This window comes from Polaromonas sp. P1_G2 (assembly GCF_056405515.1).
Genome location: NZ_JBFUBY010001226.1, coordinates 1 through 438 on the forward strand (window position 1 = coordinate 1; position 438 = coordinate 438).

General features: G+C 65.3%; 1 protein-coding gene. It reads left to right on the forward strand.

Going from position 1 to position 438, the window contains the following annotated elements:
• Window positions 1-438, forward strand: a 438-nt coding sequence (locus AC1D0P_RS29890; RefSeq protein ID WP_477680044.1) for an aldehyde dehydrogenase family protein, incomplete at both ends; no start/stop codon positions are given.

The following is a 438-nucleotide window of genomic DNA, read 5'->3' on the forward strand; positions in this document are numbered from 1 at the left end:
CGCTCGCCGTGACCGAAACGCTCGACATGGGCATGCCGATCATGATGGCCTATAACCTCGACACCGGCTTCGCCGTCGATACGATCCGCTGGTATGGCGAGCTGGCCGACAAGCTCTATGACGAGATGATCGCGCTCGACGATCACGTTACAGCCTATATTTCCCGCGCGCCGCTGGGAGTCGTTGCGGCGATCCTGCCGTGGAACGCGCCGGCGATGATCGGCGCCTGGAAGATGGGACCGGCACTGGTCACCGGCAATTCCGTGATCGTCAAGCCGTCCGAGGAAGCGTCGCTCGTGGTGCTGCGCATGGCGGAACTGGCGCTCGAAGCCGGCATCCCCGCAGGCGTGCTGCAGGTGGTCACGGGCGGGGCCGAGGTCGGCCGGGCGCTCGGCGAACATGAAGATATCGACTGCCTGACCTTCACCGGCTCCGGAG